The sequence below is a fragment of the Kitasatospora sp. NPDC127111 genome, assembly GCF_042677465.1.
In the GTDB taxonomy this organism is placed as follows: domain Bacteria; phylum Actinomycetota; class Actinomycetes; order Streptomycetales; family Streptomycetaceae; genus Kitasatospora.
Map to the genome: position 1 here is coordinate 191,402 of NZ_JBHXTG010000001.1, position 26,311 is coordinate 217,712.

Sequence of the window (26,311 nt, forward strand, 5' to 3'; positions counted from 1 at the left end):
TTCACCGCCAGAACGACTCAATGACTTACTCCATTAAGGGGACAACCATGGAAGCCAGGGCCCAGGCGCGGTACATCCGCGTCACGCCCATGAAGGCCCGCCGCGTGGTGGACCTCATCCGTGGCCTGAACGCCACGGAGGCCCAGGCCGTCCTGCGTTTCGCTCCGCAGGCCGCCACCGTGCCGGTCGGCAAGGTGCTCGACAGCGCCATCGCCAACGCCGCGCACAACTACAACCACTCCAACGTGGACGACCTCTACATCTCTGAGGCGTACGTTGACGAGGGCCCGACCCTGAAGCGGTTCCGTCCGCGCGCCCAGGGCCGTGCCTACCGGATCCGCAAGCGGACCAGCCACATCACCGTGGTCGTCAGCAGCAAGGAAGGGACCCGGTAATGGGCCAGAAGGTTAACCCGCACGGGTTCCGCCTCGGCATCAGCACGGACTTCAAGTCCCGCTGGTACGCCGACAAGCTGTACAAGGACTACGTCAAGGAAGACGTCGCCATTCGTCGCATGATGACGAAGGGCATGGAGCGCGCCGGCATCTCCAAGGTCGAGATCGAGCGCACCCGCGACCGCGTCCGCGTCGACATCCACACCGCCCGCCCCGGCATCGTCATCGGCCGCCGTGGCACCGAGGCCGACCGCATCCGCGGCGACCTCGAGAAGCTGACCGGCAAGCAGGTCCAGCTGAACATCCTCGAGGTCAAGAACCCCGAGCTGGACGCCCAGCTCGTGGCTCAGGGCGTCGCGGAGCAGCTGTCCTCCCGCGTCTCCTTCCGTCGTGCCATGCGCAAGTCGATGCAGGGCACCATGAAGTCCGGCGCCAAGGGCATCAAGGTCCAGTGCTCCGGTCGTCTCGGCGGCGCCGAGATGAGCCGTTCGGAGTTCTACCGCGAGGGCCGTGTGCCGCTGCACACCCTGCGCGCGAACGTCGACTACGGCTTCTTCGAGGCCAAGACGACCTTCGGCCGCATCGGCGTGAAGGTCTGGATCTACAAGGGCGACGTCAAGAACATCGCCGAGGTCCGCGCTGAGAACGCCGCTGCCCGCTCGGGCAACCGCCCGGCCCGTCCCGAGGGTGGTCGTCCCGCCCGCGGTGGCGAGCGCCGTGGTGGCGAGCGCGGTGGCCGTGGCCGTCGTCCGGCCGCCGAGGCCCCCGCGGCCCCGGTGACCGAGGCTCCGGCTGCTGAGAACACCGGAACGGAGGCCTGACCCACATGCTGATCCCCCGTCGGGTCAAGCACCGCAAGCAGCACCACCCGAAGCGCCGTGGCGCCTCCAAGGGTGGCACCGAGCTGGCGTTCGGCCAGTTCGGCATCCAGGCCGTGACCCCGGCCTACGTGACGAACCGTCAGATCGAGTCCGCTCGTATCGCGATCACCCGTCACATCCGCCGTGGCGGCAAGGTCTGGATCAACATCTACCCGGACCGTCCGCTGACCAAGAAGCCGGCCGAGACCCGCATGGGTTCCGGTAAGGGTTCGCCGGAGTGGTGGATCGCGAACGTGCACCCGGGTCGGGTCATGTTCGAGCTGTCGTACCCGAACGAGAAGGTTGCTCGCGAGGCGCTCACCCGCGCCGCGCACAAGCTGCCGATGAAGTGCCGGATCGTCCGGCGCGAGGACGGTGAGAGCTGATGTCGGCCGCTACCAAGGCTGCTGACCTCCGCCAGCTGGACAACGAGGCTCTCGTTGCCAAGCTGCGTGAGGCCAAGGAGGAGCTGTTCAACCTCCGCTTCCAGGCGGCGACCGGGCAGCTCGACAACCACGGACGGCTGAAGCTCGTCCGTAAGGACATCGCGCGGATCTACACCCTGATGCGCGAGCGCGAGCTGGGCATCGAGACGGTGGAGAACGCCTGATGACTGAGAACACCAACGAGACGCGCGGTTTCCGCAAGACCCGCGAGGGTCTCGTCGTCAGCGACAAGATGGACAAGACCGTCGTCGTCGCCGTCGAGGACCGCGTCAAGCACGCTCTGTACGGCAAGGTCATCCGCCGTACGAACAAGCTGAAGGCGCACGACGAGCAGAACGCGTGCGGCATCGGTGACCGGGTCCTCCTCGCGGAGACCCGCCCGCTGTCCGCGACGAAGCGCTGGCGCGTCGTCGAGATCCTCGAGAAGGCCAAGTAACGAAGCCGATGAGGTACGGCCGTATGTGCAGCGGGTCCCCCCGGGACGCCGGTGTGAGCAGCGGCCGGCCCGTCGACTCTCGTTGACGATCAGGAGAAAGCTGTGATCCAGCAGGAGTCGCGACTGCGTGTTGCCGACAACACTGGTGCGAAGGAGATCCTTTGCATCCGTGTTCTCGGTGGCTCCGGTCGCCGCTACGCCGGCATCGGGGACGTCATCGTCGCGACCGTCAAGGACGCGATCCCCGGCGGTTCGGTGAAGAAGGGTGACGTCGTCAAGTGCGTCGTCGTCCGCACCGTCAAGGAGCGTCGTCGTCCGGATGGCTCGTACATCCGCTTCGACGAGAACGCCGCGGTCGTTCTGAAGAACACCGAGGGTGACCCCCGTGGTACCCGCATCTTCGGCCCGGTGGGCCGCGAGCTGCGCGACAAGAAGTTCATGAAGATCATCTCGCTGGCGCCGGAGGTGCTCTGACCCATGGCGAACAGCATGAAGATCAAGAAGGGTGACCTGGTTCAGGTCATCACCGGCAAGGACAAGGGCAAGCAGGGCAAGGTCATCCAGGCCCTGCCGGCTGAGAACAAGGTCCTGGTCGAGGGTGTGAACCGGGTCAAGAAGCACACCAAGCCGGGCCCGGGTACTCAGGGTGGCATCGTCACCGTCGAGGCCCCGGTGCACGTCTCCAACGTCCAGCTGGTCGTGGAGAAGGACGGCAAGAAGGTCGTCACCCGCGTTGGCTACCGCTTCGACGACGAGGGCAACAAGATCCGCGTTGCCAAGCGGACCGGTGAGGACATCTGATGTCTGAGACGACTGTTGAGAAGGTGGCCCCCCGCCTCAAGGAGCGTTACAACTCCGAGATCAAGGGCCAGCTGCAGGAGCAGTTCTCGTACGAGAACGTCATGCTGATCCCCGGCCTGGTCAAGGTCGTGGTCAACATGGGTGTCGGCGAGGCCGCCCGTGACAGCAAGCTGATCGAGGGCGCGATCCGCGACCTGACCGCGATCACCGGTCAGAAGCCGGCCGTGACCAAGGCTCGCAAGTCCATCGCGCAGTTCAAGCTGCGCGAGGGCCAGCCGATCGGCACCCACGTCACCCTGCGCGGTGACCGCATGTGGGAGTTCCTGGACCGTCTGGTGACGCTGGCCCTGCCGCGTATCCGTGACTTCCGTGGCCTCTCCCCGAAGCAGTTCGACGGCCGTGGCAACTACACCTTCGGTCTGACCGAGCAGGTTATGTTCCACGAGATCGACCAGGACAAGGTCGACCGTCAGCGCGGTATGGACATCACCGTCGTGACCACCGCTCAGACCGACGACGAGGGCCGGGCGCTCCTGCGCGCTCTGGGCTTCCCGTTCAAGGAGGCGTGAGCCAATGGCGAAGAAGTCCCTCATCGCGAAGGCCGAGCGGAAGCCGAAGTTCGGCGTCCGGGCCTACACCCGGTGCCAGCGCTGCGGCCGTCCGCACTCGGTGTACCGCAAGTTCGGCCTCTGCCGTGTCTGCCTCCGTGAGATGGCGCACCGCGGCGAGCTGCCGGGCGTGACCAAGAGCTCCTGGTAAGCCAGAGCTTTAGGCGCACCAAGCGAAGCAGAGGTGCCCGACCCCACATCGCCCGCTTTTGGGCTCCCGTACGGAATCCCGTAAGGTAGTGGGGTCGGGCCCCCTGTCACGGTCGTTCCATAGCGACCCTGACCCTCTTCGGAGGGCTCGCACCCAGTCTTACTACGTCGTAGGTCCCCTGCGTCTGTGCCCCGTACTCCGCAGGAGTACGGGGGACCTTGCGCGGAGAAACCACGGCGAGAGAGGCCTGAGGCCATCATGACCATGACCGACCCCATCGCAGACATGCTCACGCGTCTGCGTAACGCTAACTCGGCGTACCACGACTCCGTGGCGATGCCGGCCAGCAAGATCAAGGCGCACGTCGCCGAGATCCTGCAGCAGGAGGGGTACATCTCCTCCTACAAGGTTGAGGAGCCCGCTGAGGGCGAGGTCGGCAAGAAGCTGACCATCGAGCTCAAGTTCGGCCCCAACCGCGAGCGCTCGATCGCTGGCATCAAGCGGATCAGCAAGCCGGGCCTGCGGGTCTACGCAAAGTCCACCAACCTGCCGAAGGTCCTCGGCGGCCTGGGCGTGGCGATCATCTCCACGTCCTCGGGTCTCCTCACGGACAAGCAGGCTGCCAAGAAGGGCGTAGGCGGAGAAGTTCTCGCCTACGTCTGGTAATTCGGGAAACGGAGGTACAGCAATGTCGCGCATTGGACGGCTGCCCATCCCGGTTCCCGCCGGCGTGGACGTCACCATCGATGGCCAGGCGGTCTCGGTGAAGGGCCCGAAGGGCTCCCTCACCCACGTCGTCGCCGCGCCGATCGAGATCGGCAAGGGCGAGGACGGCACGCTGCTCGTCACCCGCCCGAACGACGAGCGTCAGTCGAAGGCCCTGCACGGCCTGACCCGCACGCTGGTGGCGAACATGATCACCGGCGTGACCGCAGGCTACCGCAAGTCGCTGGAGATCAGCGGTGTTGGTTACCGCGTCGCGGCGAAGGGCTCCGACATGGAGTTCTCGCTCGGCTACAGCCACCCGATCCTGGTCCCGGCGCCGGAGGGCATCACCTTCGTCGTCGAGTCGCCCACCAAGTTCCACGTGGACGGCATCGACAAGCAGAAGGTCGGCGAGGTCGCCGCGAACATCCGCAAGCTGCGCAAGCCCGACCCGTACAAGGCCAAGGGCGTCAAGTACGCGGGCGAGGTCATCCGCCGCAAGGTCGGAAAGAGTGGTAAGTAAGCGATGAGTGTCTCTGTCAAGATCGGCAAGGGCAACGCCTACAAGAGCGCCGCTCGCAAGCGCCGCGCGATCCGCGTTCGCAAGCGCGTCGTCGGCACCGAGGTGCGTCCGCGTCTCGTCGTGACGCGCTCGAACCGTCACATGGTCGCCCAGGTCATCGACGACGCCAAGGGTCACACCCTGGCGTCGGCGTCCACCCTCGACGTGTCCATCAAGGGCGCCGAGGGCGACAAGACCGAGCTGGCCAAGAAGGTCGGAAGCCTGGTCGCCGAGCGCGCCAAGGCCGCCGGCATCGAGTCGGTCGTCTTCGACCGCGCGGGCAACCGGTACGCCGGCCGCATCGCCGCCCTGGCGGACGCGGCCCGTGAGGCCGGGCTCGACTTCTAAGCCGCTCGTCGGCTCTGTCGACGGACGTAAACGAGAGAGGTAATTCCAATGGCTGGACCCCAGCGCCGCGGTAGCGGCGCCGGTGGCGGCACCGGTGGCGAGCGGCGCGACCGTAAGCGTGACGACCGGGGCAGCGCCCAGGTTGTCGAGAAGACCGCTTACGTCGAGCGCGTCGTCGCGATCAACCGTGTCGCCAAGGTTGTCAAGGGTGGTCGTCGCTTCTCCTTCACCGCGCTGGTCGTGGTGGGCGATGGCGAGGGCACCGTGGGTGTCGGTTACGGGAAGGCGAAGGAGGTTCCGGCCGCCATCGCCAAGGGCGTTGAGGAGGCCAAGAAGAACTTCTTCAAGGTTCCCCGTATCCAGGGCACCATCCCGCACCCCGTTCAGGGCGAGAAGGCCGCCGGCGTCGTGCTGCTGAAGCCGGCCGCCCCCGGTACCGGTGTTATCGCCGGTGGTCCGGTGCGTGCCGTCCTGGAGTGCGCCGGCATCCACGACATCCTGTCGAAGTCGCTCGGCTCGGACAACGCGATCAACATCGTGCACGCCACCGTGGCCGCTCTGAAGGGCCTCGTGCGCCCCGAGGAGATCGCCGCGCGTCGTGGCCTGCCGCTGGAGGACGTCGCTCCCGCCGCTCTGCTGCGGGCTCGTGCTGCCGGGGTGAGCGCCTGATGGCTCGCCTGAAGATCACGCAGACCAAGTCCTACATCGGTAGCAAGCAGAACCACCGTGACACCCTGCGCTCGCTTGGTCTCAAGCGCCTGCACGACGTCGTGGTGAAGGAGGACCGTCCCGAGATCCGCGGGATGGCCCACACGGTCCGTCACCTGGTGACGGTTGAGGAGGTGGACTGATCATGGCCGACCAGCCGATCAAGATCCACAACCTGCGTCCCGCCCCGGGTGCCAAGACCGACAAGATCCGCGTGGGTCGTGGTGAGGGCTCCAAGGGTAAGACCGCCGGTCGTGGTACCAAGGGCACCAAGGCCCGCTACCAGGTTCCGCAGCGCTTCGAGGGTGGCCAGATGCCGCTCCACATGCGCCTGCCGAAGCTGAAGGGCTTCAAGAACCCGTTCAAGGTGACCTTCCAGGTCGTCAACCTGGACAAGCTGGCCGAGCTCTACCCGCAGGGTGGCGAGGTCACTGTCGAGGACCTGGTCGCCAAGGGCGCGGTTCGCAAGAACTCCCTCGTCAAGGTGCTCGGCACCGGCGAGATCTCGGTCGCGCTGCAGGTGACGGTCGACGCCGTCTCCGGCTCCGCCGCCGAGAAGATCACCGCCGCCGGCGGTACCGTCACCGAGCTCGTCTGAGCCCGCTGACTCCACACGGGCCCCGCACCTCCTCCGGGAGGCGCGGGGCCCGTGCCTTTTCCTCGGCCGGGCCCGCTTTCCGCCGCCTCTCCCCAGGTGGGTGCGGGCCTCGTTCTTTTGTGTGGCAAACCCGGGCATCCCGTACCCCGTGAGTGGGGGAGGGGCCGTACGCGCTTCTTTCGAGTGGCCGCGCACTGTTAGAGTCCGTGGAGTTCCCTTGTAGGCTGCGCGTAGGCTCGCCTGTGCCGTCTGTACGGGGGCCCGAACCGCAAACTCCCCATTCAGGACCGACCCTCCCGCCGACGACGCGCGGGAGGCGCAGGAGGCACCGTGCTCAGTGCGTTCGCGCGGGCGTTCCAGACGCCCGACCTGCGCAAGAAGCTGCTGTTCACGCTGGGCATCATGGTGCTGTTCCGGCTGGGATCGCACATCCCCGTTCCGGGGGTCGATTTCCAGGCGGTCAACGCCTGTGTGAAGGAGACCAAGAACAGCGGCCTGTTCGGGCTCGTCAACCTGTTCAGCGGTGGCGCGCTCCTCCAGCTGACGATCTTCGCGCTCGGCATCATGCCGTACATCACGGCCAGCATCATCCTCCAGCTCCTCACCGTCGTGATCCCGCGGCTCGAGGCGCTGAAGAAGGAGGGCCAGGCCGGTACCGCGAAGATCACGCAGTACACCCGGTACCTGACCATCGCGCTCGCCGTGCTCCAGGGCACCGGCATCGTCGCCACGGCCTCCAGCGGTGCGCTGTTCTCGGGCTGCGTCTACGCCAACCAGATCGTGCCGGACACCAGCGTGTTCCGGATCGCCGTCATGGTCCTGACCATGACCGCGGGCACCACCTTCATCATGTGGCTGGGCGAGCTGATCACCGACCGCGGCATCGGCAACGGTATGTCGCTGCTGATCTTCACCTCGATCGCGGCGCAGTTCCCGTCCTCGATGTGGGCGATCAAGCAGTCCGGCACCATCGGCGACGGCTGGGTCGAGTTCCTCTCCGTGGTCGCGGTCGGCATCATCGTTGTGATGCTGGTCATCTTCGTGGAGCAGGCGCAGCGCCGGATCCCGGTCCAGTACGCGAAGCGGATGATCGGCCGGCGGGCGTTCGGCGGCACCTCGACCTACATCCCGCTCAAGGTGAACCAGGCCGGTGTCATCCCGGTCATCTTCGCCTCGTCGCTGCTGTACATCCCCGCTCTGGTGGTGCAGCTGACCAACAGCCAGGCGAGCTGGGCGGTGTGGATCCGGACGAACTTCGTCAAGGGTGACCACCCGATCTACATGGCCACCTACTTCCTGCTGATCGTCTTCTTCGCCTTCTTCTACGTCGCCATCTCCTTCAACCCCGAAGAAGTTGCCGACAATATGAAGAAGTATGGTGGGTTCATCCCGGGTATCCGGGCCGGTCGGCCGACGGCCGAGTACCTGAACTACGTGCTCACCCGTATCACGTGGCCGGGTTCGCTCTACCTGGGCCTGATCGCGTTGATCCCGATGATCGCCCTGGTCGCCTTCGGACAGCAGACCAACTTCCCGTTCGGCGGCACCAGCGTTCTCATCGTCGTCGGCGTCGGACTCGAAACTGTCAAGCAGATCGAGAGCCAGCTCCAGCAGCGCAATTACGAAGGGTTCCTCCGCTGATGCGTATCGTCCTCGTCGGGCCTCCCGGGGCCGGGAAGGGTACTCAGGCGCACCTGCTCGCCAAGACCCTGTCCATCCCCCACATCTCCACCGGCGACCTGTTCCGCGCCAACATTGGTCAGGGCACCCCGCTGGGGCTCGAGGCCAAGAGCTACATGGACGCGGGTCGCCTGGTGCCGGATGAGGTCACCATCGGGATGGCCAAGGACCGCATGCTCCAGCCGGACGCCGCCAAGGGCTTCCTGCTGGACGGCTTCCCCCGCAACCTGGGCCAGGCCAAGGCCCTGGACGAGTTCCTCGTCGAGCAGGGCATCAAGCTGGACGGCGTGCTGGACCTGGAGGTCCCCGAGGACGAGGTCGTCAAGCGCATCGCCGGCCGCCGGCTCTGCCGCAACGACGGCGGCCACGTGTTCCACGTGGACTACAACCCGCCGAAGACCGAGGGCGTCTGCGACGAGTGCGGCGGCGAGCTGTACCAGCGCTCGGACGACACCGAGGAGAAGGTGCGCACGCGCCTGGAGGTCTACCACACGGAGACCGAGCCGATCATCGACTACTACCGCCAGCAGGGCCTGATCGAGACGATCCCGGCCCTCGGCAAGGTGGACGAGGTCACGCAGCGCGCGATCGAGGCGCTGAAGCAGAGCAGCTGACAGTCTCGGCGACGTCCGTACGGCCGCGCTCCCCCTCCCGGGGCAGCGCGGCCGTACGGCGTCGTACGGTGGAACGAGTGCACGGCCGCGCGGCAAGGACCGGGCGGGAACCCAAGGAAGGCGTGACCAGATGGTGGAGATCAAGACCCCCGAGCAGATCGCGAAGATGCGAGCGGCCGGGCTGGTCGTCGCCGAGGCGCTGAAGGCCTGCCGCGAGGCGGTCGCTCCGGGGGTGACCACCCAGGAGCTCAACGACATCGCCGACAAGGTCATCACCGACCACGGCGCCACCTCGAACTTCCGGGCCCACCACGGCGGCCTCTGGTTCCCCGGCGTGATCTGCGCCTCGGTGAACAACGAGGTCGTGCACGGCATCCCCGGCGACCGGGTGCTGCAGGAGGGCGACGTCATCTCGATCGACTGCGGCGCCATCCTGGACGGCTGGCACGGCGACTCGGCGATCACCGTCGCGGTCGGCGAGGTCCGCCCCGAGGTCGAGATGCTGAGCCGGGTCACCGAGGGATCGATGTGGGCCGGCATCGCCCAGATGAAGAAGGGCAACCGCCTGGTCGACGTCTCCAAGGCGATCGAGGGCTACATCCGCCGCCAGCCGCTGCCGCCGAAGGGCAAGTGGGGCATCACCGAGGGTTACGGCGGCCACGGCATCGGCACCGCGATGCACATGGAGCCGCACGTGCTGAACTACGTCGAGCGCGGCCGCGGCAAGGGCCCGAAGCTGATCCCCGGCACCGTGCTGGCGATCGAGCCGATGGTCTCGCTGGGCACCCCGCACACCACCGTGCTGGAGGACGACTGGACCGTCGTGACCAACGACGGCACCTGGGCCTCGCACTGGGAGCACTCGGTGGCGGTCACCGAGCAGGGCCCGCTGGTCCTGACCGCCTTCGACGGCGGCAAGGCCGAACTCGCCAAGCTGGGCATCACCGCCGCTCCGGACCCGCTCGCGTAGCAGGACCGCGCGGCTGACGCCGGATCAGGGCCCTGGAGGTTTGGACCTCCAGGGCCTTTGTCCTATTTTTATCGGCTGGCAGTGGCGACAGCAGCCGGACCGGCTTCGAGCGAGCAGGAGAGAGCACAGTGCTCAAGGGATTCCGCGACTTCATGATGCGCGGCAACGTGGTGGACATGGCCGTCGGTGTGGTCATCGGTGCCGCCTTCACCGCGGTGGTGACCGGCTTCGTGTCGGCGTTCCTCACCCCGCTGGTGGGCGTGGTGGTCGGTGCGGCCGGCGACTTCAGCTCGTACCGGGCGACGGTGGCGGGCGTCACCTTCCCGTACGGGCAGTTCCTCAACGTGCTGATCGCGTTCTTCATGACCGCCGCGGTGCTGTACTTCTGCATCGTGCTGCCGGTGACCAAGGCGACCGCGCGCTACCTGCCGAAGAAGCCGAAGACCCCGAAGCGGCCCTGCCCGGAGTGCCTGACCGAGATCCCGGAGGAGGCCCGCCGCTGCTCGGCCTGCACCTCGCACGTCGAGCCGCTCCGGGTCGGCGCCCCGCGCTGACCCGTTCGGCCACGCCCCGGCCCCGGTTTTGGCGCATCCCACGGGCTGGCGTAGGATGGACCGTCGGCTCACTCGTAGCGTGCTTCAGCACGCCCTCTTCCCTCACGGGGGTCGGGGTGAACCCAGGTTCGCACGAGCGTGCCGCATACGGTAGCCGGTCCCGGAAGGTGGATCTCGCAGTTCATGGCTAAGAAGCAAGGCGCCATTGAGATCGAGGGCACCGTGATCGAGTCTCTTCCGAACGCGATGTTCAAGGTCGAGCTGCAGAACGGTCACAAGGTCCTCGCGCACATCAGCGGCAAGATGCGCATGCACTACATCCGCATCCTGCCGGACGACCGGGTCGTCGTGGAGCTCAGCCCCTACGACCTCACGCGCGGCCGGATCGTCTACCGCTACAAGTAAGAACGTCAGATCTAGACCCGGAGAACCTGAACATGAAGGTCAAGCCGAGCGTCAAGAAGATCTGCGACAAGTGCAAGGTGATCCGCCGTCACGGCCGGGTCATGGTGATCTGCGACAACCTGCGCCACAAGCAGCGCCAGGGCTGATCTCTCCCCAGCATTTCTCGTAGTACTTCGCGCGACGCGAAAACGTCATAAGCGGGTCACCCGATCCGTCCCCCCGAGGGACGGACTGCCGCCCCCGGTCAGAGGCCGGGGCTCCCTCACCGTGAGGTGTCGGAGTAGGTGGCACGCCAGACCTCTGAAGAACCACAGGAGCCTTGAATGGCACGCCTCGCCGGCGTTGATCTCCCCCGTGAGAAGCGGATCGAGATCGCCCTCACCTACGTGTACGGCATCGGCCGTACCCGCGCCCAGCAGACCCTGGCCGAGACCGGCGTCAACCCGGATGTCCGCGTTCGCGACATCTCCGAGGAAGACCTCGTCAAGCTGAGCCAGTACATCGACGCCAACTACACGGTCGAGGGTGACCTCCGCCGTGAGGTGGCCGCCGACATCCGCCGCAAGGTCGAGATCGGCTGCTACGAGGGTCTGCGTCACCGCCGTGGCCTGCCGGTCCGCGGTCAGCGCACCCACACCAACGCGCGTACCCGCAAGGGCCCGCGTCGCGCGATTGCCGGCAAGAAGAAGCCGGGCAAGAAGTAGTCCGTCCCGTAACCGGACATCCCTCCGGCCCGCGGGTCAGCGGACCGACCACCTCAGTAGGAGAACAGACTTATGCCCCCCAAGGGTCGTCAGGCTGCCGGCGCGAAGAAGATCCGCCGCAAGGAAAAGAAGAACGTCGCTCACGGCCACGCGCACATCAAGAGCACGTTCAACAACACCATCGTTTCGATCACCGACCCGTCGGGCAACGTGATCTCCTGGGCCTCCGCCGGCCACGTCGGCTTCAAGGGCTCGCGCAAGTCCACCCCGTTCGCCGCGCAGATGGCCGCCGAGGCCGCTGCCCGTCGCGCGCAGGAGCACGGCATGCGCAAGGTCGACGTCTTCGTGAAGGGTCCGGGCTCCGGCCGCGAGACCGCGATCCGTTCGCTCCAGGCCACCGGCCTGGAGGTCGGCTCGATCCAGGACGTCACCCCCACCCCGCACAACGGCTGCCGTCCGCCGAAGCGCCGCCGCGTCTGACGCAGCGCCTTCGGGCACGCGGGTAACGCTTTGAACCTCGTACGGGGTCCCGTTCTTCGCGGGACCCCGTACGCTTGGTCCTGTCGGCATCAAATAGTGGGTGCCGAAGACAACTGGAGGAACACCCCTCATGCTTATCGCTCAGCGTCCCTCGCTGACCGAAGAGGTCGTCGACGAGTTCCGCTCGCGGTTCGTGATCGAGCCGCTGGAGCCGGGCTTCGGCTACACCCTCGGCAACTCCCTGCGCCGCACGCTCCTTTCCTCGATCCCGGGTGCCGCTGTCACCAGCATCCGCATCGACGGTGTCCTGCACGAGTTCACCACCGTGCCGGGCGTCAAGGAGGACGTCACCGACCTCATCCTCAACATCAAGCAGCTGGTCGTCTCCTCGGAGCACGACGAGCCGGTCGTGATGTACCTGCGCAAGCAGGGCCCGGGTGTGGTCACCGCCGCCGACATCGCGCCGCCGGCCGGTGTCGAGGTGCACAACCCCGAGCTCGTCCTCGCCACCCTGAACGGCAAGGGCAAGCTGGAGATGGAGCTGACCGTCGAGCGCGGTCGCGGCTACGTCTCCGCCGTCCAGAACAAGGCCTCCGGCCAGGAGATCGGCCGCATCCCGGTCGACTCGATCTACAGCCCCGTGCTGAAGGTCACCTACAAGGTCGAGGCCACCCGTGTCGAGCAGCGGACCGACTTCGACAAGCTGATCGTCGACGTCGAGACCAAGCCCGCCATGCGCCCGCGTGACGCCATGGCCTCGGCCGGCAAGACCCTGGTGGAGCTGTTCGGCCTCGCCCGCGAGCTGAACATCGACGCCGAGGGCATCGACATGGGCCCGTCCCCGACGGACGCCGCCCTGGCCGCCGACCTGGCGCTGCCGATCGAGGAGCTGGAGCTCACCGTTCGGTCCTACAACTGCCTCAAGCGCGAGGGCATCCACACCGTGGGTGAGCTCGTCGCCCGCTCCGAGGCCGACCTGCTCGACATCCGCAACTTTGGTGCGAAGTCGATCGACGAGGTCAAGGCGAAGCTGGCCGGCATGGGCCTGGCCCTCAAGGACAGCCCGCCCGGGTTCGACCCGACCGCCGCCGCCGACGCCTTCGGCGCCGACGACCTGGACGACGCGGGTTACGCGGAGACCGAGCAGTACTGAAAGGCCTGACCGCGGGGGCGGTTCCCCGGAACCGCCCCCGTCGTCGTGAAAGTCGTGCGGGCACAGTGCCCGTACGCCCGCTGCGGTACCTGGTACGGCCGCAGTCGGAGATTCGAGGAGTAATTCCATGCCGCGTCCCACCAAGGGTGCCCGCCTCGGCGGCGGCCCGCACCACGAGCCGCTGCTGCTCGCCGGTCTGGCCCGTGAGCTGTTCCAGTACGGCCGCATCACCACCACCGAGGCCAAGGCCCGCCGCCTGCGCCCGCTGGCGGAGAAGCTGATCACCAAGGCGAAGAAGGGCGACATCCACAACCGTCGCCTGGTGCGCAAGACCATCACCGACGTGTCGGTGCTGCACACCCTCTTCACCGAGATCGCGCCGCGCTACGAGAACCGCCCGGGTGGCTACACCCGCATCACCAAGATCGGTCCCCGTCGTGGCGACAACGCCCCGATGGCCGTGATCGAGCTGGTCGAGGCGCTGACCGTCGCGCAGACCGCCGTCGGCGAGGCCGAGGCCGCCACCAAGCGCGCCGTCAAGGAGGCCGACGCCAAGGCTGAGGAGACCAAGGTCGAGGAGGCCCCCGAGGCCGCCGAGACCGAGGCCGCCGAGCAGGCCTGACACCGCTAGGTGTTGTCGCGGGCCCGCTTCCCCATCCGTGGGGGAGCGGGCCCGTTCCTCATGTCCAGGGAGTGGAGAGCAGTGGTCAACGATTGCGCCGAGCAGCCGCCGGTGAAGGACGGTCCGGCGGACGGGTACGTCCGGGTCCGGCTGGACCTCGCCTACCACGGCGCCGAGTTCTCCGGCTGGGCCCGCCAGAAGGGCGGCCGGCGGACGGTGCAGGAGGAGATCGAGACCGCCCTGCAGGTCGTCACCCGCAGCTCGGAGCTCTACCCGCTGACCGTGGCGGGCCGCACCGACGCCGGCGTGCACGCCCGCGGCCAGGTCGCGCACGTCGACCTGCCGGCCGGGCTCTGGGCCGAGCACCGCGAGAAGCTGCTGCGCCGGCTGGCCGGGCGGCTGCCCGGGGACGTCCGGATCTACCGGGTCGGCGAGGCGCCGGCCGGCTTCGACGCCCGCTTCTCCGCGATCTGGCGCCGCTACGCCTACCGGGTCGCCGACCACCCCGGTGGGGTGGACCCGCTGCTGCGCGGCCACGTGCTCTGGCACGACCGGCCGCTGGACATCGACCGGATGAACGCCGCCGCCGAGCTGCTGCTGGGCGAGCACGACTTCGCCGCGTACTGCAAGAAGCGCGAGGGTGCGACCACCATCCGCACCCTGCTGGAGCTGCACTGGGACCGCGTCCCGGTGGACGGCTACGCCGCCCAGGAGGGCTCGCTGGCGGTCGCGACCGTCCGGGCCGACGCCTTCTGCCACAACATGGTGCGGGCGCTGGTCGGGGCCATGCTGCTGGTCGGCGACGGCCACCGGCCGGTGGAGTTTCCCGGCGAGGTGCTGGCCGGCGGGGTGCGCAACTCCGCGGTCAACGTGATCCGGCCGTACGGGCTGACGCTGGAGGAGGTCGGCTACCCGGCCGACGACCAGCTCGCCGAGCGCAGCCGGGCCGCGCGGCGGATCCGGACCCTGCCGGGCCGCCCGTGATCCGTCGCCGCCCGTGATCCGTCGCCGCCCGTAATCCGTTTTGGTCCTGGGCGGCCGCTTGGGACAATCTCCCGCATGGGACACGTCGAGATTTCGCACCTTGAGTACTACCTGCCGGACGGGCGGGTGCTGTTCGACGACGCGTCCTTCCGGGTCGGCGAGGGCGCCGCGGTGGCCCTGGTGGGTGCCAACGGCGCCGGCAAGACCACGCTGCTGCGCATGATCGCGGGCGACATCCAGCCGCACGGCGGCTCGGTGACGATCAGCGGCGGGCTCGGCGTGATGCGCCAGTTCGTCGGCACCACCGGCCGCGAGGACCAGAACGAGACGCCGGGCGCCCTGCCCGCCGACGCCTCCGTCCGGGACCTGCTGGTCTCCGTCGCCCCCGAGCGGATCGCCGTCGCCGCCCGCGCGGTCGACGCCGCCGAGCTGGCGATGATCGCCCAGGACGACGAGAAGACGCAGATGGCCTACGCCCAGGCGCTCTCCGACTGGGCCGACGTCGGCGGCTACGACTACGAGACCGACTGGGACGTCTGCACCATGGCGGCCCTCGGCATGCCGTTCGAGAAGGCGCAGTGGCGCGGCCTGAACACGCTCTCCGGCGGCGAGCAGAAGCGCCTGGTACTGGAGGCGCTGCTGCGCGGCCCCGAAGAGGTGCTGCTGCTGGACGAGCCGGACAACTACCTCGACGTCCCGGGCAAGCGCTGGCTGGAGGAGGCCATCAGGGCCACCTCGAAGACGGTGCTGTACATCTCGCACGACCGCGAGCTGCTCTCCCGGACCGCCGAGAAGATCATCAGCGTCGAGTCCGGCGCGGCCGGCTCCAGCGTCTGGGTGCACGGCGGCGGCTTCGACACCTTCCACGAGGCCCGCAAGGCCCGCTTCGAGCGCTTCGAGGAGCTGCGCCGCCGCTGGGACGAGGAGCACGCCAAGCTGAAGAAGCTGGTCGTCACCCTGCGCCAGGCCGCCTCGGTCAGCCACGAGATGGCCTCCCGCTACTCGGCCGCGCAGACGCGGCTGAAGAAGTTCGAGGACGCCGGCCCGCCGGAGACGCCGCCGCGCGAGCAGACCATCACCATGCGGCTCAAGGGCGGCCGGACGGGCGTGCGCGCGTTCACCATGGAGCAGCTGGAGCTCACCGGCCTGATGAAGCCCTTCGACCTGGAGGTCTTCTACGGCGAGCGGGTGGCCGTGCTGGGCTCCAACGGCTCCGGCAAGTCGCACTTCCTGCGGCTGCTCGCCGGAGACGCCTCGGTCGCGCACACCGGCGGCTGGAAGCTCGGCGCCCGGGTGGTGCCGGGGCACTTCCGGCAGACCCACGCCCACCCCGAGCTGCTCGGCCGCACCGTCCGCTCGATCATCGAGGAGGAGCACGCGCTGAGCCGCGGCGCCGCGATGGGCGCGCTGCGCCGGTACGAGCTGGACCGGCAGGAGGAGCAGAAGTTCGAGTCGCTGTCCGGCGGGCAGCAGGCCCGGCTGATGATCCTCAAGCTCGAACTCTCCGGCGTCACGGCGCTGCTGCTGGACGAGCCGACCGACAACCTGGACCTGGAGAGCGCCGAGGCGCTGCAGGCCGGGCTGGAGGCCTTCGACGGCACGGTGCTCTGTGTGACGCACGACCGCTGGTTCGCCAGGAGCTTCGACCGGTTCCTGGTGTTCGGCGCGGACGGCCGGGTCTACGAGTCGCCCGAGCCGGTCTGGGACGTGACCCGGGTCGAGCGCGAGCGCTGACCGTTTTTGACCCGTCCGGGGCCGCCCGGTAGGCTGGGTGCTTGTTGTGCGTATTGGCTCGCTCTATCTCACGTGAGAGGTCGGTACGCCGGAGATACCAGGTCGACCACCCAGCGGCCCTCCTTGAATTGCGTCCAAGGCGGCCAGGCTGATGCCTCGACCGGGTGCTCCTGTCAGGACTCACTCACTGAAAAGCAGAGGCTACGACCGTGCGTACGTACAGCCCCAAGCCCGGCGACGTCCAGCGTCAGTGGCACGTCATCGACGCGACCGACGTCGTGCTCGGCCGCCTGGCTTCCCAGGCCGCCAACCTCCTCCGGGGCAAGCACAAGGCGATCTACGCGCCGCACGTTGACACGGGTGACTTCGTCATCATCATCAACGCGGACAAGGTGCACCTGTCGGGTAACAAGAAGACCCAGAAGATGGCCTACCGCCACAGCGGTTTCCCGGGCGGTCTCCGCTCGGTCCGCTACGACGACCTCCTGGACAAGAACCCGGAGAAGGCCGTCGAGAAGGCCATCAAGGGCATGATCCCCAAGAACAGCCTGGGCCGCCAGATGCTCTCGAAGCTCAAGGTCTACTCGGGCGACCAGCACCCGCACGCTGCCCAGCAGCCGGTGCCGTTCGAGATCACCCAGGTCGCGCAGTAATTCCGGCCACCAAGCCCCCCAACACTGAAAAGAGCTGAGGAACACCGTGGCCGAGACCACTGAAACCCTTGAGGTCGACTTCGACGAGGCCGTCGAGGGCGAGTACACCTCCGAGGAGAGCTACACCTCCGAGTCGCTGGCCGGCCGTTTCGGCGAGGCCACCCCGGGCGCCGGCCTCGGCCGTCGCAAGGAGGCGATCGCCCGCGTGCGCATCGTCCCCGGCACCGGGCAGTGGAAGATCAACGGTCGCACCCTGGAGAACTACTTCCCCAACAAGGTGCACCAGCAGACCGTGAACGAGCCCTTCAAGCTGCTGGAGCTCGACGGTCGTTACGACGTCGTCGCCCGCATCTCGGGTGGCGGCGTTTCCGGCCAGGCCTACGCGCTGCGCCTCGGCGTGGCCCGTGCCCTGAACGAGGCCGACGTGGACAACAACCGCGGCGCCCTCAAGAAGGCCGGCTTCCTGACCCGTGACGCCCGCGCCGTCGAGCGCAAGAAGGCCGGTCTGAAGAAGGCCCGCAAGGCGCCGCAGTACAGCAAGCGCTAATCGCGCCCCAGGGGTGTGTACCGCCCTGGTGGTGCACACCCCCGGTTGCGCTCTCACGCCCCGGAGTACCCCGTGTACTCCGGGGCGTCGTGCTCCCCGGCCGTGGTGCGGACGGCCTGGGATTCGATCGGATGGGGCTGCCGGACACGGCCGGCGGCGGCGATGGAGGACGGGAACAAGTGGGACGACTCTTCGGTACGGACGGCGTACGCGGCGTGGCCAACGAGGGGCTGACGGCCGAGCTGGCGCTCGGGCTGTCGGTCGCGGCGGCGCACGTGCTCGGTGAGGCCGGGGCCTTCGACGGCCACCGGCCGGTCGCGGTGGTCGGCCGCGACCCCCGGGCCTCGGGCGAGTTCCTGGAGGCCGCGGTCATCGCCGGCCTGGCGAGCGCGGGCGTCGACGTACTGCGGGTCGGCGTGCTGCCCACCCCGGCGGTCGCCTACCTGACCGGCGCGCTCGGCGCCGACTTCGGCGTGATGCTCTCCGCCAGCCACAACGCCATGCCGGACAACGGCATCAAGTTCCTCGCCCGCGGCGGCCACAAGCTGGACGACCGGATCGAGGACGCCATCGAGGCGCACTACCGGACGTACTCGGTCGGCAGCGACGAGTGGAAGCGCCCGACCGGTGCCGCCGTCGGCCGGGTCCGCGAGTACACCGAGGGCTTCGACAAGTACGTCGCCCACCTGATCGGCGTGCTGCCCAACCGCCTGGACGGCATCCGGGTCGTCATCGACGGCGCCCACGGCGCGGCCGCCTACGTCGCCCCCGAGGCCTTCGCCCGGGCCGGCGCCGAGGTCGTCCACACCCTGGGGGCCGAGCCCACCGGCCTCAACATCAACGACGGCGTCGGCTCCACCCACCTGGACCGGCTGCGGACCGCCATGAAGGAGCACCGCGCCGACCTCGGCATCGCGCTCGACGGCGACGCCGACCGCTGCCTCGCCGCCGACGCGGACGGCAACGAGGTCGACGGCGACCAGATCATCGCGATCCTGGCCGTCGCCATGAAGGAGGCCGGCACGCTGCGCCGCAACACGGCCGTCGCCACCGTGATGTCCAACCTGGGCTTCAAGCTGGCGATGGAGCGCGAGGGCATCGACCTGGTGCAGACCGGGGTCGGCGACCGCTACGTGCTGGAGGCGATGAAGGAGCACGGCTTCGCCCTGGGCGGCGAGCAGTCCGGCCACGTCATCCTGCTGGACCACGCGACCACCGGCGACGGCACCCTGACCGGTCTGATGCTGGGTGCCCGGCTGGCCGCCACCAAGCAGCCGCTGGCCGACCTGGCCGCCGTGATGACCCGGCTGCCGCAGCTGCTGATCAACGTCAAGGGCGTCGACAAGTCCCGGGTGAAGAGCAGTGCGGAGCTGGCCGCCGCGGTCGCCGAGGCGGAGGCCGAGCTGGGCTCCACCGGCCGGGTGCTGCTGCGCCCGTCCGGCACCGAGCCGCTGGTCCGGGTGATGGTGGAGGCCGCCGACCAGGTGCAGGCCAAGGCCGTCGCCGAGCGGCTGGCCGAGGCCGTCCGGACGTACCTGGGCTGACCCCGCCGCGTGCACGCGGAAGGCCTCCGCCGGATTCGTCCGGCGGGGGCCTTCTCCCGTTCTCCTTGACGCCCGGTCAGGGCTCGCGCGGCCCGGGGCGAAGGTCGCGCGGCCGGGGCGAAGCTCGCGCGGCCCGGTCAGAGCTTGCGCAGCAGCGCCCGGCGGACCTTGTGGTCCTGGCCCTTCTGCAGGATCAGCGTGGCGCGGCCCCGGGTGGGGAGCACGTTCTCCAGCAGGTTGGGCTTGTTGATGGTGCGCCAGACCTGGCGGCCGTACTCCATCGCCTCCTCCTCCGGCACCTCGGTGAAGCGGCGGAAGTAGGAGTTCGGGTCCTGGAACGCGGTCTGCCGGAGCTTGCGGAAGCGGTCCAGGTACCAGCTCTCGATGTCGTCGGTGCGGGCGTCGACGTAGATCGAGAAGTCGAAGTAGTCGGCCACCGCGAGGCGGGTCCGGCCGTCGGTGCCGGGCAGGGCCGGCTGGAGCACGTTCAGGCCCTCGACGATCAGGATGTCGGGGCGCTCCACGGTGAGCCGCTCGCCCGGCACGATGTCGTACACCAGGTGCGAGTAGACCGGCGCGGTCACCCGTTCCTTGCCGGCCTTCACGTCCGCGACGAAGCGCATCAGGGCGCGGCGGTCGTACGACTCGGGGAAGCCCTTGCGGGCCATCAGGCCGCGCCGGCGCAGCTCCGCGTTGGGGAGCAGGAAGCCGTCGGTGGTGACCAGTTCGACCCGGGGGTGCTCGGGCCAGCGGGCCAGCAGGGCCTGCAGCAGGCGGGCGCTGGTGGACTTGCCGACCGCGACCGAGCCGGCCACGCCGATGATGAACGGGGTCCGGGTGCGCTCGGTGTCCGGGGTGTCCAGGAAGGTCCCCAGCGCGCCGCGCAGCTCGTGCGTGGCGTGGATGTAGAGGTTCAGCAGCCGGGACAGCGGCAGGTAGACGTCACGGACCTCGTCCAGGTCGAGGGCCGTGCCCAGGCCGCGCAGCCGCTCCACCTCCTCCGCGGTCAGCGGCAGCGGCGTACGCTCGCGCAGTGCGCTCCACTCGGCCCGGCTGAGGTCCACGTAGGGGGACGGTGACGGGCCGGGCGTGGTGGCGCCCCGCGTACAGAGTTCGGTCAGCACATGGTCCATTGTGGGCCGTAGCGGCGTTCAGGGCGGTTGTGGTGTCGGTCACGCGCTGTGGGCGAACTGTGCGAATGGGGCATCCTGAGCGCCCTTATGCTGGCACGCATGTGCGGAATCGTTGGATACGTGGGCGCTCAGCCCGCTCTTGATGTAGTAATCGCCGGCCTGCAGCGGCTGGAGTACCGGGGCTACGACTCGGCCGGTGTCGCGGTGCAGGTGCAGGGCTCCGACGGGCAGTGGAGCCTGGCCACCGACAAGCGGGCCGGCAAGCTCGCCAACCTGCAGAAGTCGCTCGCCGAGACCCCTCTTCCCGGCGGCACCACCGGCATCGGTCACACCCGCTGGGCCACCCACGGCGGTCCGACGGACGCCAACGCCCACCCCCACCTGGACGACGCGACCCGGGTCGCCGTCGTCCACAACGGCATCATCGAGAACTTCGCCCAGCTGCGGGCGGAGCTGGCCGAGCGCGGCCACACGCTGCGTTCGGAGACCGACACCGAGGTCGTCGCGCACCTGCTGGGCGAGGTGTACGAGGGCGACCTGGCCGAGGCGATGCGGGTGGTCTGCCGCCGCCTGGACGGCGCCTTCACCCTGGTCGCCGTGCACGCCGACGCTCCGGACGTGGTGGTCGGCGCCCGCCGCAACTCGCCCCTGGTGGTCGGGCGCGGCGAGGGCGAGAACTTCCTCGCCTCGGACGTCGCCGCGTTCATCGCGCACACCCGCGAGGCGATCGAGCTGGGCCAGGACCAGGTGGTCGAGCTGCGCCGCGACGGCGTGACGGTGACCAACTTCGACGGCACCCCGGCCGACGTGCGCGAGTACCACGTCGACTGGGACGCCTCGGCCGCCGAGAAGGGCGGCTACGACTACTTCATGCTCAAGGAGATCGCCGAGCAGCCGAAGGCCGTCGCCGACACCCTGCTCGGCCGGATCGGCACGGACGGCCGGCTCACCCTGGACGAGCTGCGGATCTCCGACGCGGACCTGCGCTCGGTCGACAAGGTCGTCATCGTCGCCTGCGGCACCGCGTTCCACGCGGGCATGATCGCCAAGTACGCGATCGAGCACTGGACCCGCATCCCCTGCGAGGTCGAGGTCGCCTCGGAGTTCCGCTACCGCGACCCGATCATGGGCCCGGGCACGCTGGTCATCGCCATCTCGCAGTCCGGCGAGACCATGGACACCCTGATGGCGCTGCGCCACGCGCGCGAGCAGGGCGCCAAGGTGCTGGCCATCTGCAACACCAACGGCTCCACCATCCCGCGCGAGTCGGACGCGGTGCTGTACACGCACGCCGGCCCGGAGGTCGCCGTCGCGTCCACCAAGGCGTTCCTGACCCAGCTGGTGGCCTGCTACCTGGTCGCGCTCTACCTCGGCCAGGTGCGCGGCACCAAGTGGGGCGACGAGATCTTCACCATCATCCGCGAGCTCGGCGACGCGCCGAAGCAGGTGGAGCAGGTGCTGGAGACCATGGAGCCGGTGCGCGAGCTGGCCCGCTCGCTGGCCGACGCCCGGTCGGTGCTGTTCCTCGGCCGCCACGTCGGCTTCCCGGTGGCGCTGGAGGGCGCGCTCAAGCTCAAGGAGCTGGCGTACATGCACGCCGAGGGCTTCGCGGCGGGCGAGCTGAAGCACGGGCCGATCGCGCTGATCGAGGAGGGGCTGCCGGTCGTGGTGGTCGTGCCCTCGCCGCGCGGGCGGTCGATCCTGCACGACAAGATCGTCTCCAACATCCAGGAGATCCGGGCCCGCGGCGCGCGGACCATCGTGATCGCGGAGGAGGGTGACGAGGCGGTCGTCCCGTACGCGGATCACCTGATCCGCATCCCGGCGACCCCGACCCTGCTCCAGCCGCTGGTCTCCACGGTCCCGCTGCAGGTCTTCGCCTGCGAGCTGGCCACGGCCAAGGGCCACGAGGTCGACCAGCCGCGCAACCTGGCGAAGTCGGTCACCGTCGAGTAGCCGGTACGGCCCGGTGCCGGTGCCCCCGCGGTGGCTGCGTCCTACCGCGGGGGCACCGTGTTGTCGCAGTGGGGCGTGTTGCCGCGGGGGCACCGTGTTGCCGCGGGGGGCCGTGCTACCGCAGGGGGGCCGTGTCGAGCGTGAACGAGAACGGCGCGGGGAGGTCGAGGGGCTTGCCGAAGGGGACCTCGTTGCGAGCCGTGTAGTCGCCCGCCTGCGGTTCCGTGAACAGCGTGACCAGGCCCTTGCCGCGGTCGACCAGGAGGTAGCGGGGGATGCCGGCGGAGGCGTAGCCCCGGCGCTTGTGGTCACGGTCCTTGACCGGGTTGGTCGAGGTCACCTCGAAGACCAGGAGCACGCCGGTCGCGTCCGCCCAGGAACCGGCATTCAGGAAGTGGCCGACCGGGCTGATGGTGCCGTCGGGGATGAACCGACCCGTCGGCACGATCAGTCCCTTGTTCCCGGAGAGGTCGAACTCGATCTCGGCCTTGCGCATGAACTGTCGGTTGAGCAGCGAGAACGCAGTCGCGTGTTCGCCGTCAGGCGGTGGCGTCACGACGATGTCCCCTTCGATCAGTTCGGCCTTGAAGCCCGGTGGCGTGTCCAGCTCCAGGAAGGCCTGGAGGACCTCCTCCGGGCCGGTGGGGCGCTCGACTGCCGGCATGGCGACCATGGCCCTTCTCCCTCCTGGTGGTCCGTGCCGGGCGACGCGGTAGGCGTACGGACCGGCACCCGAGGGGGATCGAAGTGGGTGTCACGCGAAAGTGTGCCGCAAAGCCGGAGGAGCAGCAGGCGATCACCGGGAGCGTCGCGCCGACCGCCGAACCTTGCGTCCTCTCGTGGCACGTGTCGCTCGGCCATGACGCGGGCGTAGCGTCGGCGGTAGTCATCGCCGAGGGTTAAGGGCTTTCCATGCGCCGCGCTCACCGTGTCGAACAGGTCCGGGCCGCCGAGGCCGAACTGATGTCCCGGCTGCCCGAGGGCACCCTGATGCAACGGGCCGCCGCCGGGCTCGCCGCCACCTGCGCCAAGCTGCTGACGAGACGTCGCGGCCGGGTCTACGGCAGCCGGGTGGTGGTGCTCGCGGGCAGCGGCGACAACGGGGGTGACGCGCTGTACGCCGGCGCCGCGCTGGCCCGGCGCGGTGCGCGGGTGACGGCGGTGCTGCTCTCCCCGCAACGCGCCCACGCCGGCGGGCTGGCGGCCCTGCGGGCGGCGGGCGGTCGGTCGACGCCGGAGCGGGAAGTCGGCCTGGCCGAGTTCTCGCGCGCGGACCTGGTGCTGGACGGCATCGTCGGCATCGGCGGCCGGGGCGGGCTGCGCCCGGAGGCGCAGGCCTACGCGCGGGCCGGACGGCGCGGGGTGGTGGTGGCCGTGGACGTGCCGAGCGGGGTGGACGCCGACACCGGCGAGGTGCCGGGGGAGGCCCTGCGGGCGGACGTCACGGTCTGCTTCGGAACGTACAAGCCGGGACTGCTGATCGACCCGGGCGCCTCGTACGCGGGCGCGGTGCAGTTGGTGGGGATCGGGCTGGACCTGCCGCCGGCCGGGGTGACGGCGTTGCAGCACGCGGACGTGGCCGCGCTGCTGCCGGTGCCGGGCGTGGAGAGCGACAAGTACCGGCGCGGCGTCGTCGGCGTCGCGGCCGGGTCGGCGACCTATCCCGGGGCGGCGCTGCTCGCCGTCGCCGGGGCGCTGCACGGCGGCGCGGGCGCGGTGCGGTACGTCGGGACGGCGGCCGAGGAGGTGGTGCGGCGGTTCCCGGAGACGCTGGTCACCGAGGGCGGACCGGCCGGCGCGGGACGGGTGCAGGCCTGGGTGGTCGGCCCCGGCGGCGGCGAGGGGGCGCGGCAGTCGCTCGCGGAGGCGCTGGCGGGCGACGTGCCGGTGCTGGTGGACGCCGACGGGCTGACCGAGCTGGGCCGGCTCGGCCCGGGCGCGCTCGCCGGGCGGACGGCGCCCACGCTGCTCACCCCGCACACCGGCGAGGCGGCCCGGCTGCTGGCGGGGGTGGACGGCACCGCCCCGCAGGCCGCCGGCGAACTCGCCGCCGCCCGGCTGGCCACCGCGCGGCGGCTCGCGGCGGCGTACCGGGCGACGGTGCTGCTGAAGGGCTCCACCACGGTGGTCGCCGACCCGGGCGGCGCGGCGCGGGTCAACCCGACCGGCACCTCCTGGCTGGCCACGGCCGGCAGCGGCGACGTCCTGGCCGGCCTGGCCGGCTCCCTCCTCGCGGCCGGCCTCCCGGTGCTGGACGCCGCCTCGGTGGCCGCCTACCTGCACGGCCTGGCCGGCCGCCACGCGGCGGGCTCCCCGGGCGCCGCGGGCACCGGGGGCGCCCCGGTGACGGCGCTCCAGGTGGCCGACGCCCTTCCGGCGGTCTGGCGCGACGTCCGGGCCTCGGCGGAAGGCGCCGAGGAATGGACCGACCGGTCTACTGAATAGAGGAATGGACCGACCGGTCTACAGAATCGAGGAATCGACCGACCGGTCTACAGAATTTCCGTCGGGCTACGGCGTTCCCCGGCTGTGCTCCCGGCGGCCTGGGGCGGGCGGGAGTGGGAAGTCGGCCGGGCCGACTTCCCACTCCGGCGGGTGATGGAACCGGTGGTGCTTCGTGGGCGTCCGTAACCGTGGGGAAGGGGTGGGGGCCGCCGCGCCGACAGCCCGTTCGGCGGGGACTCCGGGACGTCTGGGAGACTGACCCTGATGACAACTGCGAAGACGACCGGCACGGCCACCCTCACCGACGGCGTACGTGCCGAGGCGACCATTGATCTGGCCGCCCTGCGCGGCAACCTCGCCGCGCTGCGCGAGCGCGTGGGCGCCGCCACGGTGATGGCCACGGTCAAGGCGGACGCCTACGGCCACGGCGCGGTCCGCTGTGCCCGCGAGGCGGTCGCCGCAGGCATCGGCTGGCTCGGCACGGCGCTCCCGCAGGAGGCGCTGGCGCTGCGCGCCGCCGGGATCCGTCCCGACCAGGCCCGCATCGTCTGCTGGCTCTGGACGCCCGGCGGCCCCTGGCGGGAGGCGCTGCTCGCCGACGTCGACGTCTCGGTGAGCGGGCAGTGGGCGCTGGACGAGCTGCTGGCCGCGGTCCGGGCGACCGGCATGCCGGCCCGGGTGCACCTGAAGGCCGACACCGGGCTCGGCCGCAACGGCTGCCAGCCGCACGACTGGCCCGAGCTGGTCGCCGCCGCCCGGCGTGCCGAGGCGGAGGGCCTGCTCACGGTCGTCGGCGTCTGGTCGCACTTCGCCGCGGCCGACGAGCCCGGCCACCCCTCCATCCAGGCGCAGCTGGACGCCTTCCGCGAGGCGCTGGCCCACGCCGAGGCCGCCGGGCTGCGCCCCGAGGTCCGGCACCTCGCCAACTCGCCGGCCACCCTGCTGCTCCCGCAGTCGCACTACGACATGGTGCGCACCGGGCTGGCGATGTACGGGCTCTCGCCCGTCCCGGAGGTCGGCGCGCCCGCCGACTTCGGACTGCGCCCGGTGATGGCCCTGACCGCCCGGCTGGCGCTGGTCAAGCACGTCCCCGGCGGGCACGGCGTCAGCTACGGCCACCACTACACCACGCCCGGCCCGACCACCCTGGGCCTCGTCCCGGTCGGCTACGGCGACGGCGTCCCCCGGCACGCCAGCGGCGCCGGCCCGGTGCAGATCGGGGGCAAGTGGCGGACGGTGGCCGGCCGGGTGGCGATGGACCAGTTCGTCGTCGACCTCGGCGGGGACACCCCGGCCGTCGGCGACGAGGTGCTGCTGTTCGGCAACGGCGAGCGGGGCGAGCCGACCGCCGAGGACTGGGGCCGCGCCGCCGGCACCATCGCGTACGAGATCGTGACCCGGATCGGCGCCCGGGTGCCGCGCCGCTACCTCGGCGGCATCGCCGAGGAGCCGCTCGTCGGCGGACCGCTCGCCCAGGGCGTGCCGACGGCGGGATCGCTCGCGCTGGGCGCGCTC

General features: G+C 69.8%; 34 protein-coding genes and 2 pseudogenes. 34 read left to right on the plus strand and 2 right to left on the minus strand.

The features are described from left to right. Positions 1-47: 47 nt before the first annotated feature. The 30 genes from rplV to glmM all read left to right on the plus strand — a co-directional run bounded on the left by rplV (position 48) and on the right by glmM (position 19,262). Positions 48-395: a 50S ribosomal protein L22 gene (gene rplV / locus ACFVHB_RS00930; RefSeq protein ID WP_030232471.1), complete on the plus strand. Its 348-nt coding sequence runs from the start codon at positions 48-50 to the stop codon at positions 393-395. Continuing rightward, entirely contained in the window at positions 395-1,216 is an 822-nt protein-coding gene (gene rpsC / locus ACFVHB_RS00935) for a 30S ribosomal protein S3 (protein ID WP_209414069.1), read from the plus strand. The genes rplV and rpsC overlap by 1 nt, the downstream gene beginning before the upstream one ends. Positions 1,217-1,221: 5 nt before the next feature. Then, positions 1,222-1,641 (plus strand): 50S ribosomal protein L16, encoded by a 420-nt coding sequence (gene rplP / locus ACFVHB_RS00940; RefSeq protein WP_030300385.1) that lies wholly within the window; start codon positions 1,222-1,224, stop codon positions 1,639-1,641. Next, positions 1,641-1,865, plus strand: a complete 225-nt coding sequence (rpmC, locus tag ACFVHB_RS00945) for a 50S ribosomal protein L29 (protein WP_209414070.1) — start codon at positions 1,641-1,643, stop codon at positions 1,863-1,865. The genes rplP and rpmC overlap by 1 nt, the downstream gene beginning before the upstream one ends. Beyond that, positions 1,865-2,137: a 30S ribosomal protein S17 gene (rpsQ, locus tag ACFVHB_RS00950; protein ID WP_110670527.1), complete on the plus strand. Its 273-nt coding sequence runs from the start codon at positions 1,865-1,867 to the stop codon at positions 2,135-2,137. Before rpmC ends, rpsQ begins: the two co-directional genes overlap by 1 nt. A gap of 102 nt (positions 2,138-2,239) precedes the next feature. Beyond that, positions 2,240-2,611 (plus strand): 50S ribosomal protein L14, encoded by a 372-nt coding sequence (gene rplN / locus ACFVHB_RS00955; protein WP_030232481.1) that lies wholly within the window; start codon positions 2,240-2,242, stop codon positions 2,609-2,611. 15 nt (positions 2,612-2,626) lie between these two features. Beyond that, positions 2,627-2,938: a 50S ribosomal protein L24 gene (gene rplX / locus ACFVHB_RS00960; RefSeq protein WP_100892787.1), complete on the plus strand. Its 312-nt coding sequence runs from the start codon at positions 2,627-2,629 to the stop codon at positions 2,936-2,938. Next, the gene (gene rplE, locus ACFVHB_RS00965) at positions 2,938-3,507 is read left to right on the plus strand and encodes a 50S ribosomal protein L5 (RefSeq protein WP_380314100.1); all 570 of its coding nucleotides are present in this window, start codon (positions 2,938-2,940) and stop codon (positions 3,505-3,507) included. Before rplX ends, rplE begins: the two co-directional genes overlap by 1 nt. A 4-nt stretch (positions 3,508-3,511) precedes the next feature. After that, positions 3,512-3,697 (plus strand): type Z 30S ribosomal protein S14, encoded by a 186-nt coding sequence (locus tag ACFVHB_RS00970; protein ID WP_030393303.1) that lies wholly within the window; start codon positions 3,512-3,514, stop codon positions 3,695-3,697. Between the two features lie 258 nt (positions 3,698-3,955). Next, positions 3,956-4,363, plus strand: a complete 408-nt coding sequence (gene rpsH, locus ACFVHB_RS00975; protein ID WP_238862988.1) for a 30S ribosomal protein S8 — start codon at positions 3,956-3,958, stop codon at positions 4,361-4,363. A 22-nt stretch (positions 4,364-4,385) separates the two neighbouring features. Then, positions 4,386-4,925, plus strand: coding sequence for a 50S ribosomal protein L6 (rplF, locus tag ACFVHB_RS00980; RefSeq protein ID WP_380314101.1), 540 nt, complete (start codon positions 4,386-4,388; stop codon positions 4,923-4,925). 3 nt (positions 4,926-4,928) lie between these two features. Further along, positions 4,929-5,312, plus strand: coding sequence for a 50S ribosomal protein L18 (gene rplR / locus ACFVHB_RS00985; RefSeq protein ID WP_030280785.1), 384 nt, complete (start codon positions 4,929-4,931; stop codon positions 5,310-5,312). A 48-nt stretch (positions 5,313-5,360) separates the two neighbouring features. After that, the gene (gene rpsE / locus ACFVHB_RS00990) at positions 5,361-5,981 is read left to right on the plus strand and encodes a 30S ribosomal protein S5 (RefSeq protein WP_380314102.1); all 621 of its coding nucleotides are present in this window, start codon (positions 5,361-5,363) and stop codon (positions 5,979-5,981) included. After that, positions 5,981-6,163 carry a 50S ribosomal protein L30 gene (gene rpmD / locus ACFVHB_RS00995; protein ID WP_109451325.1) on the plus strand — a complete coding sequence of 61 codons (183 nt, stop codon included), beginning with the start codon at positions 5,981-5,983 and terminating at the stop codon, positions 6,161-6,163. The genes rpsE and rpmD overlap by 1 nt, the downstream gene beginning before the upstream one ends. 2 nt (positions 6,164-6,165) lie before the next feature. Next, entirely contained in the window at positions 6,166-6,618 is a 453-nt protein-coding gene (rplO, locus tag ACFVHB_RS01000; RefSeq protein WP_380314103.1) for a 50S ribosomal protein L15, read from the plus strand. Between the two features lie 330 nt (positions 6,619-6,948). Further along, on the plus strand, positions 6,949-8,259 hold the full coding sequence (secY, locus tag ACFVHB_RS01005) for a preprotein translocase subunit SecY (RefSeq protein ID WP_380314104.1): 1,311 nt from the start codon (positions 6,949-6,951) through the stop codon (positions 8,257-8,259). Beyond that, positions 8,259-8,912, plus strand: a complete 654-nt coding sequence (locus tag ACFVHB_RS01010) for an adenylate kinase (protein WP_380314105.1) — start codon at positions 8,259-8,261, stop codon at positions 8,910-8,912. The genes secY and ACFVHB_RS01010 overlap by 1 nt, the downstream gene beginning before the upstream one ends. 130 nt (positions 8,913-9,042) lie before the next feature. After that, entirely contained in the window at positions 9,043-9,882 is an 840-nt protein-coding gene (gene map / locus ACFVHB_RS01015) for a type I methionyl aminopeptidase (protein ID WP_380314106.1), read from the plus strand. A 128-nt stretch (positions 9,883-10,010) separates the two neighbouring features. Continuing rightward, positions 10,011-10,436 (plus strand): large conductance mechanosensitive channel protein MscL, encoded by a 426-nt coding sequence (gene mscL / locus ACFVHB_RS01020; RefSeq protein WP_380314107.1) that lies wholly within the window; start codon positions 10,011-10,013, stop codon positions 10,434-10,436. Positions 10,437-10,619: 183 nt separating this feature from the next. After that, positions 10,620-10,841: a translation initiation factor IF-1 gene (gene infA, locus ACFVHB_RS01025; RefSeq protein WP_003956442.1), complete on the plus strand. Its 222-nt coding sequence runs from the start codon at positions 10,620-10,622 to the stop codon at positions 10,839-10,841. Positions 10,842-10,873: 32 nt separating this feature from the next. Beyond that, entirely contained in the window at positions 10,874-10,987 is a 114-nt protein-coding gene (gene rpmJ / locus ACFVHB_RS01030; protein ID WP_003956441.1) for a 50S ribosomal protein L36, read from the plus strand. A 177-nt stretch (positions 10,988-11,164) separates the two neighbouring features. Next, positions 11,165-11,545: a 30S ribosomal protein S13 gene (gene rpsM / locus ACFVHB_RS01035; RefSeq protein ID WP_097237495.1), complete on the plus strand. Its 381-nt coding sequence runs from the start codon at positions 11,165-11,167 to the stop codon at positions 11,543-11,545. Between the two features lie 72 nt (positions 11,546-11,617). Then, positions 11,618-12,025, plus strand: a complete 408-nt coding sequence (rpsK, locus tag ACFVHB_RS01040; protein WP_014136257.1) for a 30S ribosomal protein S11 — start codon at positions 11,618-11,620, stop codon at positions 12,023-12,025. A 130-nt stretch (positions 12,026-12,155) separates the two neighbouring features. Further along, a complete protein-coding gene (locus ACFVHB_RS01045; protein ID WP_030055844.1) occupies positions 12,156-13,178 on the plus strand; it encodes a DNA-directed RNA polymerase subunit alpha in 1,023 nt (340 codons plus the stop codon). 127 nt (positions 13,179-13,305) lie between these two features. Continuing rightward, positions 13,306-13,800 carry a 50S ribosomal protein L17 gene (gene rplQ, locus ACFVHB_RS01050; RefSeq protein ID WP_380314108.1) on the plus strand — a complete coding sequence of 165 codons (495 nt, stop codon included), beginning with the start codon at positions 13,306-13,308 and terminating at the stop codon, positions 13,798-13,800. Between the two features lie 81 nt (positions 13,801-13,881). Continuing rightward, the gene (gene truA, locus ACFVHB_RS01055) at positions 13,882-14,784 is read left to right on the plus strand and encodes a tRNA pseudouridine(38-40) synthase TruA (RefSeq protein WP_380314109.1); all 903 of its coding nucleotides are present in this window, start codon (positions 13,882-13,884) and stop codon (positions 14,782-14,784) included. 75 nt (positions 14,785-14,859) lie between these two features. Then, on the plus strand, positions 14,860-16,518 hold the full coding sequence (locus ACFVHB_RS01060) for an ABC-F family ATP-binding cassette domain-containing protein (RefSeq protein WP_380314110.1): 1,659 nt from the start codon (positions 14,860-14,862) through the stop codon (positions 16,516-16,518). A gap of 209 nt (positions 16,519-16,727) precedes the next feature. Next, positions 16,728-17,171, plus strand: coding sequence for a 50S ribosomal protein L13 (gene rplM, locus ACFVHB_RS01065; protein WP_030263432.1), 444 nt, complete (start codon positions 16,728-16,730; stop codon positions 17,169-17,171). A 46-nt stretch (positions 17,172-17,217) separates the two neighbouring features. Then, positions 17,218-17,718, plus strand: a complete 501-nt coding sequence (rpsI, locus tag ACFVHB_RS01070; protein WP_380314111.1) for a 30S ribosomal protein S9 — start codon at positions 17,218-17,220, stop codon at positions 17,716-17,718. A gap of 179 nt (positions 17,719-17,897) precedes the next feature. Further along, complete coding sequence (gene glmM, locus ACFVHB_RS01075; protein ID WP_380314112.1) at positions 17,898-19,262, plus strand: phosphoglucosamine mutase; 1,365 nt, start codon at positions 17,898-17,900, stop codon at positions 19,260-19,262. Positions 19,263-19,399: 137 nt separating this feature from the next. On the opposite strand, the gene coaA is transcribed toward glmM, so the two are convergent. Further along, positions 19,400-20,395 (minus strand): type I pantothenate kinase, encoded by a 996-nt coding sequence (gene coaA, locus ACFVHB_RS01080; protein ID WP_380314113.1) that lies wholly within the window; start codon positions 20,393-20,395, stop codon positions 19,400-19,402. Positions 20,396-20,494: 99 nt separating this feature from the next. On the opposite strand from coaA, the gene glmS reads away from it, so the two are divergent. Continuing rightward, the gene (gene glmS / locus ACFVHB_RS01085; protein ID WP_380314114.1) at positions 20,495-22,351 is read left to right on the plus strand and encodes a glutamine--fructose-6-phosphate transaminase (isomerizing); all 1,857 of its coding nucleotides are present in this window, start codon (positions 20,495-20,497) and stop codon (positions 22,349-22,351) included. A gap of 115 nt (positions 22,352-22,466) precedes the next feature. On the opposite strand, the gene ACFVHB_RS01090 is transcribed toward glmS, so the two are convergent. Next, complete coding sequence (locus ACFVHB_RS01090) at positions 22,467-23,024, minus strand: Uma2 family endonuclease (RefSeq protein WP_380314115.1); 558 nt, start codon at positions 23,022-23,024, stop codon at positions 22,467-22,469. A gap of 122 nt (positions 23,025-23,146) precedes the next feature. Here ACFVHB_RS01090 and ACFVHB_RS01095 point away from each other — a divergent pair. From ACFVHB_RS01095 to alr, 3 genes and pseudogenes are all read left to right on the plus strand, one after another. Continuing rightward, positions 23,147-23,254: pseudogene (locus tag ACFVHB_RS01095) on the plus strand (holo-ACP synthase); the annotation flags it as partial. Positions 23,255-23,263: 9 nt separating this feature from the next. Further along, the gene (locus ACFVHB_RS01100) at positions 23,264-24,796 is read left to right on the plus strand and encodes an NAD(P)H-hydrate dehydratase (RefSeq protein ID WP_380314116.1); all 1,533 of its coding nucleotides are present in this window, start codon (positions 23,264-23,266) and stop codon (positions 24,794-24,796) included. Positions 24,797-25,060: 264 nt separating this feature from the next. After that, positions 25,061-26,227, plus strand: a pseudogene (gene alr / locus ACFVHB_RS01105) (alanine racemase); the annotation flags it as partial. Between the last annotated feature and the right edge of the window lie 84 nt (positions 26,228-26,311).